Origin of the sequence: Micromonospora sp. 15K316, from assembly GCF_004348525.1 — a bacterium.
Lineage (GTDB): Bacteria > Actinomycetota > Actinomycetes > Mycobacteriales > Micromonosporaceae > Micromonospora.
Genome location: NZ_SMKG01000141.1, coordinates 1 through 15489, shown reverse-complemented (window position 1 = coordinate 15489; position 15489 = coordinate 1). Strand labels below are relative to the sequence as shown.

The window sequence follows — 15489 nt, the reverse complement described above, 5'->3', positions numbered from 1 at the left end:
CGCCCCCGACCGACCCGCCGCCCACCGATCCGCCGCCGACCGGCGGAAACCTGGCGCTGGGCCGGCCGGTCACCGCGACCAGCTCCACCCAGAACTACGTGGCCGCCAACACGGTCGACGGCAACGCCGCCAGCTACTGGGAGAGCGCGAACAACAGCTTCCCGCAGTCGGTGACCGTCGACCTGGGCGCGGCGCGCCACGTCGACCGGGTGGTGCTGAAGCTGCCGGCCGGCTGGGAGCGGCGTACGCAGACGCTTGCCGTGCTCGGCTCGACCGACGGTTCCTCCTGGGCGACGCTCGCCGGCTCCGCCGGCCGCACGTTCGACCCGGCGTCCGGCAACACCGTCTCGGTCGCCCTGCCGGCGGGCGACCGGCGGTTCGTCCGGTTGACGTTCACCGCCAACACCGGCTGGCCGGCGGGGCAGCTCGCCGAGTTCGAGGTGTACGGCGACGGCTCGACCCCGCCACCCACCGACCCGCCCACCGGCAACCTGGCGGCGGGACGGCCGATCTCGGCGACCAGCCACGCCGACGTGTACGTCGCCGGCAACGCGGTGGACGGCAACGCGAACACCTACTGGGAGAGCGCCAACAGCGCCTTCCCGCAGTCGGTGACCGTCGATCTGGGCAGCGCCCGGCCGGTGTCCCGGCTGGTGCTGAAGCTGCCGCCGGCCCCGGCCTGGCAGACCCGGACGCAGACGCTGGCCGTGCTCGGCTCCACCGACGGCTCCTCGTTCAGCACGCTGAAGAGCTCGGCCGGTTACACCTTCGACCCGGCGTCCGGGAACACCGTGTCGATCCCCGTGCCGGCCGGTGACCGACGCTTCGTCCGGCTGACCCTCACCGGCAACACCGGCTGGCCCGCCGGCCAGCTCGCCGAGTTCGAGGTCTACGCCACCTGACGTGCGCCGGTGGGGCTCCGCCGCCGATCGGGGCCCCACCGGCGCGCCCGCAACACCCCGCTCCACACCGCACCCCCGCACCACCGCACACGCCTCTCCACGTCCCCCGGGAAGAAGGTGTCCGCAACCATGTCCAGATTCCGTACCCGAGCCGTCGCGGTGCTCGCCGCGATCGGCCTCGCCGTCACCGCGGCCCCGGCGCCACCCGCCGCCGCAGCCGGCGGGCCGAACCTCGCCGCCGGAAAGGCCGCCTCCGCGAGCAGCACCAACGCGCCGTACGCCGCTGCGAACCTGACCGACGGCAACCAGGGCAGCTACTGGGAGAGCAGCGGCGCCCTCCCGCAGTGGGCCCAGGTGGACCTCGGCGCCAGCCACTCGATCGACCAGGTGATCCTCAAGCTCCCCGGCAGTTGGGAGGCGCGCACCCAGACGCTCTCCGTGCAGGGCAGCGCGGACGGCAGCGGCTTCAGCACCATCGTCTCCTCGGCCGGACGCGCGTTCAGCCCGGCCGGCGGCAACGCCGTGACCATCAACTTCCCCGCCACCAGCACCCGCTTCGTCCGCGTCCAGATCACCGCGAACACCGGCTGGTCGGCGGCCCAGCTCGCCGAGGTGGAGGTGTACGGCGCGGCGACCTCGTCGACCAACCTGGCGCTCGGCAAGGCGATGGCGGAGAGCAGCCACGCCGACGTCTACGGCGCGGCCAACGCCAACGACGGCAACGCCGGCACCTACTGGGAGAGCGCCAACAACGCCTTCCCGCAGTGGATCCAGGTCGACCTGGCCGCCACGGTGAACGTGAACCGGGTGGTACTCAAACTGCCCGGCGGCTGGGGCGCGCGCAGCCAGACGCTGACCGTGCAGGGCAGCGCCAACGGGTCGAGCTTCAGCACCCTGGTCGGCTCGGCGTCGTACGCCTTCAACCCCGGCTCCGGCAACTCCGTCACCGTCGACGTGCCCACCGCCGCCACCCGGTACGTCCGCCTGCTCTTCACCGCGAACACCGGCTGGCCCGCCGGGCAGCTCTCGGAGCTGGAGGTCTACGGCCCGGCGACCGGCGACACCCAGCCGCCCTCGGCGCCCGGCAACCTCGCCTTCACCCAGCCGGCCGCCGACCAGATCCGGCTGACCTGGACCGCGTCGACCGACAACGTCGGGGTGACCGGCTACGACGTCTACGCCAACGGGGCGCTGCGGACCAGCGTCGTCGGTTCGACGCTCACCTTCACCGACACCCAGCCGGCCTCCGCGACGGTGACCTACCACGTCCGGGCCCGGGACGCGGCCGGCAACCAGTCGGTGAACAGCAACTCGGTGACCCGTACCGGCAGCACCGGTGACACGGTGGCGCCGACCGCGCCGGGCAACCTGGCCTACACCCAGCCGGCGACCGGCCAGATCCGGCTGACCTGGACCGCGTCCACGGACAACGTCGGCGTCACCGGCTACGACGTCTATGCCAACGGCGCGTTGCGCGGCAACGTCAACGGCTCCACGCTCACCTACACCGACAACCAGCCGGCCTCGGCCACCGTCTCCTACTTCGTCCGCGCCCGGGACGCGGCGGGGAACACGTCGGCGAACAGCAACACGGTGACCCGCACCGGCAGCACGCCCGGCGGCACCAACCTCGCCGTCGACAAGCCGATCACCGCCTCCTCGGTGGTGCACGTCTTCAACGCCGTCAACGCCAACGACGACGACGTCACCACCTACTGGGAGGGCGCGCCCGGGGCGTACCCGAGCACGCTGACCGTCGCCCTCGGCGCGAACGCGACGGTCACCTCGCTGGTGGTGAAGCTCAACCCCGACCCGGTCTGGGGGCCGCGTACCCAGACGTTCCAGGTGCTCGGCCGGGAGCAGTCCGCCTCCGGGTTCAGCACGCTGGTCGGGTCGGCCACCTACTCGTTCAGCCCGGCGGGCGGCAACACGGTGACCATCCCGGTCTCGGCGACCGCCGCCGACGTGCGACTCCAGTTCACCGCGAACTCCGGGTCGTCGAACGGGCAGGTCGCCGAGTTCCAGGTGATCGGCGTCCCGGCCCCGAACCCGGACCTGACGGTCACCGCCGTCACCGCGTCACCCGCCGCGCCGGTCGAGACCGACGCGATCACCCTCGCCGCCACGGTCCGCAACGCGGGGACCGCGGGCTCCGCCGCCACCGCCGTCGGCCTCTACCTGGGTACGACGAAGGTCGGCACGGCGAACGTCGGCGCGCTGGCCGCCGGCGCCTCCACCACCGTCTCGGCGAACATCGGGCCGCGCAACGCCGGCAGCTACGAACTCGTGGCCAAGGTCGACGAGGCCAACACGGTGATCGAGCAGAACGAGGCGAACAACAGCTACACCAGCCCGAACCCGCTCACCGTGAACCCGGTGGCCAGCTCCGACCTGGTCGCCTCGGCGGTGACCTGGTCGCCCGGCACGCCGAGCGCGGGAGCCACGGTGAACTTCGCGGTGACCATCCGCAACCAGGGCACTGTCGCCTCGGCGGGCGGCGCGCACGGCATCACGCTGACCGTGGTCAACGACTCCGGCGCCGTGGTCCGTACGCTGACCGGCTCGTACAGCGGCACCATCGCCGCCGGCGCGACCGCCGGGCCGGTGAACCTCGGCAGCTGGACGGCGGCGAACGGCAGGTACACCGTCCGGGTGGTGCTCGCCGACGACGCCAACGAACTGCCGGTGAAGCGGCAGAACAACACGAGCGAGCGGCCCCTCTTCGTCGGGCGTGGGGCGAACCTGCCGTACGACATGTACGAGGCCGAGGAGGGCACTGTCGGCGGCGGGGCGCAGACGGTCGGCCCGAACCGGATCATCGGTGACCTGGGCGGTGAGGCGTCCGGCCGGCGGGCCGTCACCCTCAACACCAACGGCGCGTACGTCGAGTGGACCACCAAGGCGCCGGCGAACGCCCTGGTGACCCGCTTCTCGATCCCGGACGCGCCGGGTGGCGGCGGCATCAACTCGACGTTGAACATTTACGTCAACGGCGTGCTGCACAAGCCGATCAACCTCACCTCGAAGCACATCTGGCTCTACGGCGCCGAGGCCAGCCCGAGCGACTCGCCGAGCGCGGGCCCGCCCCGGCACCTCTACGACGAGGCGAACGTCCTGCTGAACTCGACGATCCCGGCGGGCAGCCGGATCCGTCTCCAGAAGGACCCGGCCAACAACACCACGTACGCCATCGACTTCATCAACCTGGAGCAGGTGTCACCACGGGCCAACCCGGACCCGGCCCGGTACGCGGTGCCGAACGGGTTCAGCCACCAGGACGTGCAGAACGCCCTGGACGCGGTCCGGATGGACACCTCGGGCAACCTGACCGGCGTCTACCTGCCGGCCGGCACGTACGAGACCGCGCAGAAGTTCCAGGTCTACGGCAAGCCGGTCAAGGTCGTCGGGGCGGGCATGTGGTTCACCCGCTTCCAGACGCCACCGTCGCAGCAGAACACCGACGCCGGTTTCCGGGTGGAGCCGTCGGCCAGCGGGTCGTCCTTCGAGCACCTCGCCTTCTTCGGCAACTACACGAACCGGATCGACGGGCCGGGGAAGGTCTGGGGTGAGCTGAAGGACGTCGACGACATGACCTTGGACAACGTCTGGGTCGAGCACACCGTCTGCGGGTACTGGGGGGTCAGCGTCAGCGGCCTCACCATCACCAACAGTCGGTTCCGGAACACCTTCGCCGACGCGGTGAACATGACCAACGGCAGCACGAACAACCTGGTCGCCAACTCGGAGGGGCGCTCCAACGGGGACGACGCCTTCGCGCTCTTCTCCGCCATCGACCAGGGGGCGTCGACGTCCAACCACGGCAACGTCTTCGAGAACCTGACCGCCACGCTCACCTGGCGGGCGGCGGGCATCGCCGTGTACGGCGGCTACGACAACGTGTTCCGCAACCTCTACATCGCGGACCAGTTGACCTACTCCGGCATCACCATCAGCTCGCTGGACTTCGGCTACCCCTTCATCGGGTTCGGGGCCAGCCCGCCCACCCGCTTCGAGAACATCTCGCTGATCCGGTCCGGCGGCCACTTCTGGGGCGCGCAGACCTTCCCGGCGATCTGGATCTTCTCGGCGTCGAAGGAGTTCCGCGGCATCCGCGTCACGGACGTGGACATCGTCGACCCCTCCTACTCCGGGATCATGTTCCAGACCAAGTACACCGGTAACCAGCCGGAGAACCCGGTCACCGACACCGTCTTCACCAACGTCTCGATCTCCGGGGCGCGGCGCAGCGGTGACGCCTTCGACCACAAGTCCGGCTTCGCCATCTGGGCCAACGAGATGCCGGAGCCGGGTCAGGGCCCGGCAGTCGGCTCGGCGACCTTCAACAACCTGCGGCTGACCGACAACGACGTCGACATCAGGAACACCACCACGACCTTCACCATCATCCGCAACTGACCACCCGCACCGGGACGCCGCCGGGAGGACCCACCTCCCGGCGGCGTCCGCCCTTCGCGGCGGACCGTCCGCGAGGCGCGCACCGGCGAGGTCCGCACACCGGCGGCGTGCGCGGCCCGGACCAGCGCCCGCTGCGCGGCGGCGCCCTCCGCCCCGGCCGGGTCACTCCGCCGGGGCACCGTGCCGGCCGGCCCCGCCGGCGAAACGCGCCGCGCCCGCCGCCGCGTCCGACGCCAACGACTCCATCCCGTACGCCAGCTCGGTCGCCATCGCCGCCGGCTCGGGCAGCCCGGCGCCGGCGAGCACCGCCGCCCGGTCGTTGCGCAGGCAGACCTGCGGGTGCCGGGCCAGCTCGGCGGCCAGCTGCTCGGCCTCCGCCCGCGCCGTGCCCGGCGCGACCAGGCGGTTGACCAGCCCCATGTCGTACGCCTCCTGGGCCGGAACCGGCCGGCCGGTGAGGATCAGGTCCATCGCCCGGCTCTCGCCGATGAGCCGGGGCAGCCGGACCGTGCCCCCGTCGATCAGCGGGACGCCCCACCGCCGGCAGAACACCCCGAGCACCGCGTCGGCCTCGGCGACCCGCAGATCGCACCAGAGCGCCAGCTCCAGGCCGCCGGCGACGGCGTACCCGGAGATGGCCGCGATCACCGGCTTGCCCAGGAACATCCGGGTGGGCCCCATCGGGCCGTCCCCGTCCGGCTCGACCCGGTTGCCGCTCGCCGTGCCGATCGCCTTCAGGTCGGCGCCGGCGCAGAACGTGCCGCCGTCGCCCCAGAGCACGGCGACCGAGGCGTCCGGGTCGGCGTCGAAGGCGCGGAACGCGTCGGCCAGCGCTCGCGCGGTCGGCCCGTCGACCGCGTTGCGCGCCGCCGGCCGGTCCAGGATCACCGTGGTCACCGCTGCGTGACGTTCGACCCGTACGCCCATCGGCACAGCATGCCCGCGGCGGTGCCGGCACGCCAGGGGCGGCCTGGGGAAGCCGTCGCTGATGCAACGTCACGGTGGGATCGGGCGGTGCTCACACCCGGCTACGGATCCGTCCCCGGCGACCGGTTTGCGACGGCGAAGACCGGGAAGTCGGTACCCGTGCGAGCCTTACTGACGAGAATCGAGCAGAACACCCGGCTGGACCGGGTGGGTGACCCGCTCCAGCGTGCGGTCCAGGCGGTCCTGCGACCGCAGCGGATCCGGGATCTGCTGCACGGGGTGCCGCTGGGCCACCCGCTGCACCCCGCGATGGTGCAGGTGCCCGTCGGGTCCTGGATCAGCGCGGCGATCCTGGACGTGATGCCCGGGCAGCGCCGGGCCGCCACCACGCTGACCGCGGTCGGCACGGTGAGCGCCCTGCCGGCGGCGGTCGCCGGTCTCAACGACTGGGCGGCGCTCGCCCCCGACCAGCGGCGGGTGGGCCTGGTGCACGCCACCGCGAACACCATCGCGCTGGCCTGCTACAGCGGCTCGCTGGTGGCACGCTTCTCCGGGCGGCACCGGCTCGGCCGGGCGCTCGGCATGGCGGGCCTCGGCATGGCCAGCATCGGCGCGTACATCGGCGGACACCTGGCGTACAAGCAGGGGGCGCAGGTCAACCAGAGCATCTCCGAGCTGCACCTGATCAGCCAGGGCTGGCATCCGCTGGGCGACATGGCGAGCCTTCCGCAGCGGCAGCTGATCACCCGGGAGATCGACGACGTCTCGGTCATCCTCTACCGGCACGGCGACGACGTGACGGTGATGCTGGAGCGCTGCCCGCACCAGAGCGGCCCGCTGGGCCAGGGCGAGGTGCAGCAGGTCGACGGGCACGACTGCGTGGTCTGCCCGTGGCACGGCAGCACGTTCCGGCTCAACGGCGGCGAGGTGGTGCACGGCCCGTCCGGCAACGACGGGCAGGTGCTCCCCACCCGGATCCGCGACGGCGTGCTCGAGGCCCGGCTGCCCTGAACCGCGTCCTGCGGCGACCCCGCCGAGGCGCTGAGCGGCGACGCCTCCCTGAGCGGCCGAGGTCGGGACGGTTCAGTCCCTACGGTGTCGCCCGACCGGCAGCTCACCGGCGGCGCGGGCGTGCGCCCCGGCCTGGCCGCTGGGCAGCGCCCGCACCTGACCGCCCGCCGCTGCCCGCGTGGCGCCGGAGCCACCATCCGCCCGCGCTCCGGTGGCGACCGGACGGCGGCGCAGCCCGAGCACGGCCCCGATCTGCGCGCCGACGATGCTGGCCACGGCGAGTACGGCGGAGACCGCCAGCGGCCGGTTCAGCCGATCCGCTTCGCCCGCCCGGGCCGCCCCCACAGTCATCGGCGGTGCCTTGCCCTCGGATCGTGCGGAGGTGCCGCTCCCCTCCTCGGTACCCGACGCGGCCGGTGCCGGCCGGGCACCGTGTGCCCCGGCGACGCGCTCCGGGGCGGGGCGGGGCGACGGACGGTCCACGAGACGACCGGTGGCGTGCGGTCGTACGCCCCGGTCGGTCGCCTGCTGCGGCAGCTTGAGCAGCTGCCCCGGACGGATCCGGTCGGGGTCGGCGAGCCGGTTGATCCGGGCCAGCTCGCGGTAGTCGGCGAACTCGTCCAGGTAACGCTCGGCGACCGCACCGAGGTAGTCGCCCTTGGCGACCCGGTACACCGGCCGGTCCCCGGCCCGCGTCTCCGTCACCTCCGTACTCGCCGCCGCCGTGACGGGTTCCCGCACCACGGGGGAGATCGGCCCGGCGTACGCCTGGGAGACGACCGCCGGGGTGCTCGCCGCCGGCCCGGCGTACGCCTGACCAGCGATCGTGGCCGCGCTCGCCGCCGGGGCGGCGGCGACGATCAACGCGACCGAGCCGACCAGCGCGGCCGCCGCGCGCTGCTGGCGGCTCATGCCCGGCAGCCGGGGCGCGGGCCGGCGCAGCGCCTGCGCGCCGAGCTCGACGAGCACCGAGAGGGTGAACGTGGCCCAGCCGAACCAGCCGACGAGCGCCAGCGCCCGCAGGAAGAGCTGCCCGTCGTCGCGGCTGGTCAGCGCGGTGCCGACCTCGGCCAGGGTCGGCACGTGGTCGGGCAGGGGGTTGCCGGCGAGGGCGAGCAGCGCCACCGGCGCGCCGACCAGCACCGCACAGAGCAGGACGAGCGCGCCGAACCCGGTGACGACCCGTCCGGTCCGGCGTACCGCGGAGCGACTCATGGCTGCCTTCCTTCCCTACGGTCCGGTGAGGGCGCGCGCGGTCGCCTCACCGGTGACGGTGACGGTGTCGCGGAAGCCGAGCAGGCCGAGCATCGACCGGTGGTAGGTGATGCGGACCTGGACTCTGATCAGGGTTTCGCCGTTCACGACCGGGAAGCTGACGGTGTGTCCGGCGGCACCCGCCGCGGCGAGGTAGTCGACGACGGCGGCGCGGGCCTGCCGCTTGTCGATCCGCTTCGGCCCGCCCGCGATGGCGGTGGCCCGGTCGACGGCCTGCCCTCCGGCGCGGGCCGCCTCGGCGGCCAGGTTGTCGGCGCGTTGCAGGGTGCGCAACTGGCCGGCGCCGTCGTAGGAGAGCCCGATGACGGCGAGTACCCCGACCATCGCCACCGCGAGGAAGATGCTCACCCGTCCCGCGTCGTGGCCCGACCCGGTGGTCATCCTCGGCTCCGGTAGCGGTCCAGCGGCGAGGTGAAGCTCGCCGAGATGCCGTTCCCGCTCGGCATGCCGGGCAGCACCGAGAGGTGCAGGTCCTGGTAGGAGACGGTGCAGCTGACCCGGACGGTCACCGCGGCCTCCTGCCCGGCCCGGCTGCCGAAGGCCGCGTTGAAGGTGGTGGACCGGCCCGCGACCGAACCGGTGAAGGTGAGCGTCGGGGCGCCGGTGCAGGCGAGGCCGCGCCAGTCCAGCTGCCGGCGGGCGGCGTCCCGGGCCTCGGCGCGAGCGGTCTCGGCGTCCCGGGAGATGGAGGCGGCGCGGGCCGCGTCGTGCGCGGCGGCCTCGATCGCCTCGGCCGCCACCGCGCTGCGCCCGGTCACCCCGGCCAGCACGATCAGCGCGATGAACGCCGGGGCGAGCACCGCCACCTCGATGGAGACCGAACCCCGTCCGCCGTCGCGGGTCACGACGTGGTCCACCGTTCCACAGTCCCGTGGGCGGTCTGCCGCACGGGGAAGCTCACCAGGGGGATCACCGAGAGGGACCGGCCGCTCACCGTGCAGGTCACCTCGGTGGCGCTGGTCTGGCAGGTCGGGGCCGGGCGGTTCCAGCCGACCAGCCAGTCACCGGAGGCCCGGAGGAACCGGGTGGCCCGCTGGACGCCGGCGTCCGCGGGAGCCTGGTGCACCCGCTGCGCGTTCACCGCGCTCTGCGCGGCGTTGAGCGCGGTCGACCGGGCCACGAACCAGGCGGCGACCTGCACCGAGGCGAAGAGCAGCACCAGGATCAGCGGCATCACCACCGCCAGCTCGACCGGGCTGGCGCCACGATCCGTGCCACCGGCGGCCTGCCGCCGTGCCACCGCGCGGGCCGGCCGGCGGACGGGCCGGCCCGTCACGGGCGTACGGGGACGTCGGGCCGCGAGGGTCGCCCGACGTCCCCGGCGGTGAGCGGCTCGGTGCATCGCCGGTTACGGCTTGGTCGGGTTGCTGTGGGCCGGGATGCCGTTCATCCAGTCCTCGGCCTTGGCGAGAGCCAGGCCGGTGACGATCGTCGCCACGAAGACCAGGCCGAAGATGATGACGGCGGTCGGCACGGGGCTGTCCCCGCGCTCGCCGTCGCGGCGCAGCTCGGCCAGGCGTGTCGTCAACGCGACGTGCACGTAGGTGATGAGGGACATGGCGGGGGCTCCTTCTCAGGTCGGGTCACATGCGGGCGATGAACGGGTAGACGACGAAGCCGAGCAGGACGAAGACGAGCAGCGCGCCCGGGATGTCGAGGCGGCTGGTCACCCCCTCGGCCCGGGCGAGGTTGTCGGTGCGGATCTGGTCGCGCAGCGAGTCGGCCCGGCTGCGCAGGGTCTCGTGCACCTGCGCGCCCTCGCTGCCGGAGGAGCGCATGATCGCCCCGACGTCGCCGAGTTCGGGGATGCCGATCCGGTCGGCGAGGTCGCGCAGCTCGTCCCAGGGGGAGTGCATCTGCATCTGGGCGATCCGCAGCGCCTCGGCGATCCGGTCGAAGACCCAGCCGTCGCAGACCGCCGCGGCCCGCTCCAGGGACTGCACCGGGCCGTGCGCGGCGGAGAGCTGCAACGCCACGAGATCCAGATAGGTGCAGACCGCCTGCCGGAACTCCTCCCGCGCCTTGGCAGCGCGGGCGAGCACGGATCGGTGTGCCAGCAACGCCGCGACCAGGGCGAGCCCGAGGCTGCCCAGCACCGGCACCGCCAGCGGCAGCGGGATGCCGAGCGCGAAGCAGGCCACCCCCAGCAGGGTCGGCGTGGCCAGCCCGATCAACGCGGAGAGCAGCAGCGACAGCGCGTACTGCTCGGGGGTCTGGTCGATCAGCGCGAGTTGCCGGTGCGGCGGGCGCAGCCACCGGGAGAGCCCGGTGAGCCACTCCAGCCGCCGTCCGGCGGGCGTCGCGAGGGGTCGGGTGCCCGCCGGCTGGTGCAGCCGGCGCAGCGCGGGCCCGAGCGCCGGGGACGCCGGCCCCAGCTCGCGTACGACCAGGAAGAGACCGAGCCCGACGGCCGCGCCGCCGCCGACCGCGATCCCGAGCTGCCAGTTCAGGTACGTGATCATGGGGTCGGCCTCCGGTGCCGGGCCGAGCCGTTCACCGGCTCGCCGCGCACGTTCGCGTTCACGCGATCGCCTCCTCCGGATCGGGGGCGGGCAGGAACCGGGCGGCCCGCTGCGGCCTGCTCATCGACCGCACCCAGACCAGCAGACCGACGAAGGTGGCGCCGAGAACCGCCATCACCAGCTGACCGACCGGGGTGGCGTACGGGCGGACGTACTCGGTGTTGAGCAGCCCGTACGCCAGGGTGGCGAGGGTCATCCCGGTCAGGAAGCGCACCGCGAACCGGGGCTGGGTGCGCTTCGCCTCGACCTCCCGCCGCGTGGCGACCTCGGCGGCCGCGGCCGTGGCGATCGAGCCGAGCACGTCGCCGAGACGGTCACCCCGGTCCGTCAGGTGCAGGATCAGCGCGGCCACCACCTGGTCGCAGACCGGGTCGCCGATCTCGTCGGCGAACGCGAGCAGGGCGGACCGGCCCAGCCAGCCGGCCTGGAGCCGGGCGGCGAGCAGCCGTACCTCCTCCTCGATCTCCTCCGGCGCGGTGCCGACGGTGTGGATGATGGACTGTTGCAGCCCCTGCCCGGTGGCGGAGACGTCCTTGAGCCGCCGGGTCCACTCGCCCACGGCCTCGATCCGGGCGATGGCGCGCTGCTCGGCCCGGCCCACGTTGAACAGCCAGGGGGTGCCGGGCACCGCCACCGCGACCAGCAGACCCACCACGGGCAGGCCGGTGAGCAGGAACGCCGCCGCCCCGGCCACCAGCGCGCCGACCAGCAGGGCCTGGTGACCGCGCCGCTCGGCGGGGGTGCTGCCGGAGCCGTACCAGAGCCGGCTCAGGCCGAGGCCGGCGCCGGGTGCGGGCCCGACCGGTCGCCGGGTGCCGACCAGCGCGACCACCGCCAGGATCAGCCCGGCCACGCAGGCGGCCCCGGAGACCACCGCGATCAGTTCGACGTCGTCGCGCACGCCGTCACCGCCGGGCCAGTCGGGTCTGCCGCGGCCGCCGCCAGGCGCCGGTGCCCGCCTCGATCCAGCGGCTCAGCAGGCGGGCGTCGTAGCCGACCCGGAGCAGCTGGTCGCGGACCCGCTCCGGCAGGTGGCGGGGGACCGCCCGGCCGTCCGGGCCGGGGCCGAACACAGTGGTCGTGGTGATCCGGCCGGCGTCGCCGGCCCCGATCACCTCCTCGACGTGCGAGACGAACCGGTGCTTGCGCCCACCGATCGCGGTCTCGTCCTCGACCGTCACGTAGACGATCAGGTCGAGCGCGTTGCCGGCCATCCGGCGCGCCTGGTCGACGGTCATCTCGCGGCCGTGCGCCAGCGCCAGCTCCACGATGCGTTCACCGACGCCGGCCGGGGTACGGGCGTGGATGGTGCACATCGATCCCCGGCTGGTCGTCATCGCCTGGAGCATCGGGACGATCTCCCGGGACCGGACCTCGCCCACGATGATCCGCAGTACGCCCATCCGCAGCGAGACCGGGATGAGGTCGGCGATGGTCACCTCGCCGGCCGGACGTCCGTCCAGCCCCCGCTCCCCGTGCCCCTCCCGCGCCTCGAAGCTCATCACCGCCCGGTGCCGTGCCTGGCGGCGGGCGGGCAGCAGTTCCCGGCTCTCCTCCAGCAGCACGTACGGCTCGTCCGGCGGGATCTCGTTCATCAGCGCCCGGATGACAGTGGTCTTCCCGGCGCCGGCGAGCCCGGCGACCATGATGTTCAACCCGGCGCGCATGGACGCGCGGAGGAAGTCGCGCAGCAGCGGGTCGACCATCTCGTCCAGGTCGGGCCGGGAGCCGGCGATGTCGTCCAGGCTCACGTCCAGCGTGTTGTGCTTGCGGATCACCGCGTACGGGCGGTGGCTGACCAGGAAGACCGCGGCGAGCCGGCTGCCGTCGGGCAGTTGCAGGTCCAGGGTGGGTTTCGAGGTGGAGAGGGAGCGTTCCGTGGCCCCGGCCCGGCGGGCCGCCGCCTGGAGGATCTCCACGAGTTCGGCGTCGCTGTCGGCGATCGGCTCGCTCCAGTCGACCCCGCCGCCGTGGCGGGTGATGCGCACCTGGTCGCAGCCGAGGATGTGCACCTCCTCGATGGTCTCGTCGACCAGCAGTGTCTGCAGCCGGCCCAGCCCGACCAGCTCCGCGGTCACCTGGTCGAGCAGGTGCCGCTCCTCGTCGGCGGGCATCGGCGTACCGGCCCGGCGGACCGAGTCGGCGTACTCGGAGACCACCGCCACGGCGAGCCGCGCCCGCTCGGTGTCCTCCTCGTCGGGGCTGAACTCCCGGCCGCGCTGCCAGAGGGCGAGTCGTTCGCTGAGCTGCCGGCGCAGCTCCCGGACCACCTGGAATTCGACACGTGGCCGCTGTGGCCGCGGCGTCGGGGTGGCGGGCGGGGCAGGTGCCTGGTGCCGGCCGTTCGCCGGGGTGAGCGGCGGTGTGACGGAGGTGGCGCTGGGCGGGGCGGCGCCCGGTGGTGCGACCGGACCGGCGACCGGCGGCTGCCGGCGCGGGTCGGTGGAGACGGGTTCAAAGCGCATCCGGGACCCCCTGCGGGACGGGCCAGGCGAGCCGGGCGCGACGCCGGTCCAGCAGCGCGCCGACCGGCACCTCCAGCGCGGCGGCCGCACGCATCAGTGGCCGTCCGGCCCGCACGGTCCCACCGAAGGCCAGCACCCGGGCGGTACGCGGGTCCTCCGGCAGCCGGGCGATCACCGGCAGGCGCAGCACCCGGCTGATCTCGGTGCGCCCGTGCCCGTCGCCGACCAGCAGCAGCCGCAGGTTGCCCGGCGGCACCCGGTGCTCGGCGAAGTCCCGCTCGATCGCCTTGACCATCGCCTGCGCGCCGGAGAGGTCGGGCAGCTCGGCGCGGGTCACCACGAGCACCACCGAGGCGGCGCGCAGCAGCGGCCACGGTGGGCTGGTCACGTGCAACCGGCCGCAGTCGACCAGCACGTCGTACGGGGGCGTGCCGCGTTCCAGGCCGGTGAAGAAGTCGGCGAAGCGCTGCCACAACGGGGTGACGCTGCCGGACTGGGCCGGGTCGACCACTCCGGGCAGCAGCAGCCGTTCCCGCCGGGGCGCGTCCAGGTCGACCAGCTGCGACCAGAAGGCGGTCTCCAGGTTGCCGTCGCGCAGTTCGCCGACGGCCAGTTCGCCGATGCCGCGCGGTCCGTCGAGCGTGCCGCCCAGGAAACCGGCGAGGATCGAACCGCCGGCCGGGTCGCACTCGGCGAGGACGAGCCGACGGTGCCAGGTGAGCGTGGCGGCCAGCGCGGCGGTGGTGACGCCCGGCGAACCCTTCGCGGAGACCAGCGCGATGATCGCCATGCTCAGGCCGCCCCGGTGAGCACGACCGCGATCCGGTCCTGCGCGGTCAACGCCACCACGGCCGGTACGTCCCGCACGGCCAGCGCCAGGTAGACCACGATGTCGTCGTTCGTGTCGGAGGCGCTGGTGTCGATCACCGTGGCCGGGAAGCGGGTGCCGCCCGCCGCGGCGGAGCCGTCGGCGTTGTCGTCGGGGGTGCTGACCAGCAGCAGCTTGTCGCCGGGGTGCAGCTGCCGGGCGGGCACCTCGGCCGGGTCGAGACCGAGCGCGAGCTGCTGCTGGTCGGGGCCGAGCAGCGGGGCGTCGGTCAGCTGCCCCATCGTCAGCAGGGTGCCCGGTGTCAGCGACACCGCGGCCCGCTTGCCGAGCACCTCGTCGATCCGGTCGGCCGGTACCGGGGCGAGTCCCTGGCCGCCGGCCACCTGCACCGGTCGCAGGTCGTCGGCGCTGAGCTGCCGGCCCACCTCCACCGGGCGGGCCACCGCCAGGTAGTCGCCGGTGGCCCGTACCGAGGTGACCGCGAACGCGGCGCCCAGCCCGCCGAGGGCGATCAGCAGTACGGCCAGGCCGAGCAGCCCCGGGCGGATCCGGCGCTGCCGTACCACCCGGGGTGGGGTGACCGGCGCCTCGGCCGGGCTCGTTCCGTTGCGTGTCGCCAGGCTCACCGGGTCACCACCGTTGCGCTCGGATCGTCGTTCGCGCTCATCGCGTCACCACCTGGAGTTCGTTGATCTGGATCGCCACGTCCCCGGTTCGCCGCTGCACCGGGATCACGCCCGACTCGCCGCCGCCCTCCCAGGTGACGGTCCAGTACGTGGTGGCGCTGACCTCGTACGCGCCGGCCTTCGGGTAGCCGCGGTGGTAGCCGCAGGTCGGCGAGCGCTGCCCGGCGTGCCGGCCGGTGACCTTGTACTCGGTGCCGGGGCCGGTGCAGGTGACCGTCTCGCCGTTGCCCATGTCCCAGACGATCCGGTCGAAGACGGCGCTGATCTCGACGGTCAGTCCCCGCTCGGTCTCGTCGTCGGAGATCACCGGGCCGAACGTCTGCGCGGACCGCTCGCCCCACATCCAGACCGGCAGGCCGACCAGGCCGGGGCCGGTGGACCTGCGGGGGGCGACCGCGATCCGGGGCGGCCGGATGCCGATCTGGGCGAGCGCCCGGCGGGCCAGCTCCTCGGGGT

Annotated in this window: 14 protein-coding genes and 1 pseudogene; 3 read left to right on the top strand and 12 right to left on the bottom strand. The window is 73.7% G+C overall.

Annotated features, from left to right (window positions below):
- A partial coding sequence (locus E1211_RS22535) for a discoidin domain-containing protein (protein WP_132351003.1) occupies window positions 1-902 on the top strand: 902 nt, incomplete at its 5' end.
- Between the two features lie 129 nt (window positions 903-1031).
- On the top strand, window positions 1032-5318 hold the full coding sequence (locus tag E1211_RS22530; protein WP_132351002.1) for a discoidin domain-containing protein: 4287 nt from the start codon (window positions 1032-1034) through the stop codon (window positions 5316-5318).
- A 162-nt stretch (window positions 5319-5480) separates the two neighbouring features.
- On the opposite strand, the gene E1211_RS22525 is transcribed toward E1211_RS22530, so the two are convergent.
- Entirely contained in the window at window positions 5481-6245 is a 765-nt protein-coding gene (locus tag E1211_RS22525; protein ID WP_132351001.1) for a crotonase/enoyl-CoA hydratase family protein, read from the bottom strand.
- A 159-nt stretch (window positions 6246-6404) separates the two neighbouring features.
- Between E1211_RS22525 and E1211_RS22520 the strand changes: the two genes are divergently transcribed.
- Window positions 6405-7256, top strand: coding sequence for a Rieske 2Fe-2S domain-containing protein (locus E1211_RS22520; protein WP_132351000.1), 852 nt, complete (start codon window positions 6405-6407; stop codon window positions 7254-7256).
- Window positions 7257-7328: 72 nt separating this feature from the next.
- Here E1211_RS22520 and E1211_RS22515 read toward each other — a convergent pair whose 3' ends face one another.
- The 11 genes and pseudogenes from E1211_RS22515 to E1211_RS32645 all read right to left on the bottom strand — a co-directional run.
- Window positions 7329-8471, bottom strand: coding sequence for a LysM peptidoglycan-binding domain-containing protein (locus E1211_RS22515; RefSeq protein WP_132350999.1), 1143 nt, complete (start codon window positions 8469-8471; stop codon window positions 7329-7331).
- 15 nt (window positions 8472-8486) lie between these two features.
- On the bottom strand, window positions 8487-8912 hold the full coding sequence (locus E1211_RS22510) for a pilus assembly protein TadG-related protein (protein ID WP_132350998.1): 426 nt from the start codon (window positions 8910-8912) through the stop codon (window positions 8487-8489).
- Window positions 8909-9388, bottom strand: coding sequence for a TadE/TadG family type IV pilus assembly protein (locus tag E1211_RS22505; protein ID WP_132350997.1), 480 nt, complete (start codon window positions 9386-9388; stop codon window positions 8909-8911). Before E1211_RS22505 ends, E1211_RS22510 begins: the two co-directional genes overlap by 4 nt.
- Window positions 9373-9873 (bottom strand): TadE family protein, encoded by a 501-nt coding sequence (locus E1211_RS22500; protein ID WP_132350996.1) that lies wholly within the window; start codon window positions 9871-9873, stop codon window positions 9373-9375. Before E1211_RS22500 ends, E1211_RS22505 begins: the two co-directional genes overlap by 16 nt.
- A 6-nt stretch (window positions 9874-9879) precedes the next feature.
- Window positions 9880-10089: a hypothetical protein gene (locus E1211_RS22495; protein WP_120673838.1), complete on the bottom strand. Its 210-nt coding sequence runs from the start codon at window positions 10087-10089 to the stop codon at window positions 9880-9882.
- Between the two features lie 25 nt (window positions 10090-10114).
- Complete coding sequence (locus E1211_RS22490) at window positions 10115-10993, bottom strand: type II secretion system F family protein (protein WP_132350995.1); 879 nt, start codon at window positions 10991-10993, stop codon at window positions 10115-10117.
- Window positions 10994-11051: 58 nt separating this feature from the next.
- Window positions 11052-11954 (bottom strand): type II secretion system F family protein, encoded by a 903-nt coding sequence (locus tag E1211_RS22485; RefSeq protein ID WP_132350994.1) that lies wholly within the window; start codon window positions 11952-11954, stop codon window positions 11052-11054.
- A gap of 4 nt (window positions 11955-11958) precedes the next feature.
- The gene (locus E1211_RS22480; protein ID WP_132350993.1) at window positions 11959-13518 is read right to left on the bottom strand and encodes a CpaF family protein; all 1560 of its coding nucleotides are present in this window, start codon (window positions 13516-13518) and stop codon (window positions 11959-11961) included.
- On the bottom strand, window positions 13508-14308 hold the full coding sequence (locus E1211_RS22475) for a ParA family protein (RefSeq protein WP_132350992.1): 801 nt from the start codon (window positions 14306-14308) through the stop codon (window positions 13508-13510). Before E1211_RS22475 ends, E1211_RS22480 begins: the two co-directional genes overlap by 11 nt.
- Window positions 14309-14310: 2 nt before the next feature.
- Window positions 14311-14973, bottom strand: coding sequence for an SAF domain-containing protein (locus E1211_RS22470; RefSeq protein WP_132350991.1), 663 nt, complete (start codon window positions 14971-14973; stop codon window positions 14311-14313).
- 37 nt (window positions 14974-15010) lie between these two features.
- Window positions 15011-15489: pseudogene (locus E1211_RS32645) on the bottom strand (hypothetical protein); the annotation flags it as partial.